We start from the raw sequence: 581 nt of genomic DNA, 5'->3' as shown, positions 1-581 counted from the left end.
CCCGCACCCGCACGCCCACCCCGGCGCGGCCCACCCGTGGCCGCACCACGGGCCGCCGGCACCCGGCGGCCCGCCGCCGATCTACGTCGACGGCGCGCTGGTGGACCCCCGCCTGCCGCTGGCCGACTCGCCGCTGCGCGAGGGCACCGTCGTCAGCCTCCACACCCCCGACGGCTGCCCACCCGGCGAGCCCAACGGCTTCGTCGAGCTGCGGGTGGTCGGCGGCCCGGCGGCCGGCGCGGTGCACCGACTGGGTGTCGGCCGGATCGACATCGGTTCGGCCCCCGGCACGGCGGTGCGGATCGCCGACCCCACCCTGGCCGGTCGGGCACTGACCCTGCGCGTCAACGCCGAGGGCTCGTGCACCGTCGTCGTCCACGGCGGTGCCGAGGTCCGGATCGACGGCGCGGAGCCGGAGCCGGACACCGAACGCGTCCCCTGGCCCCTGGGCGGTCAACTCGCGATCGGCGACACGCTGCTGGAGGTCGCCCCCTACTACCCGCCGGACGCCGCGCTGCGGCCCTCCGAGGACGGCGCCGGCCTGGACTACAACCGCCCCCCGCGCCTGATCCCTGTCTCTT

The 581-nt window shown here is 77.8% G+C and carries 1 protein-coding gene; it reads left to right on the top strand.

Translation table 11 applies throughout. From position 1 onward, the window contains the following. The coding region (locus FOE67_RS27895; RefSeq protein WP_267133378.1) for an FHA domain-containing protein at positions 1-581 on the top strand (581 nt) is incomplete at both ends.

This window comes from Streptomyces calidiresistens (assembly GCF_014141525.1).
GTDB classification, from domain to species: Bacteria; Actinomycetota; Actinomycetes; order Streptomycetales; family Streptomycetaceae; genus Streptomyces; species Streptomyces calidiresistens.
Note: the sequence above shows the minus strand (reverse complement) of the source record. Positions and strands in the feature narration are given on the sequence as shown.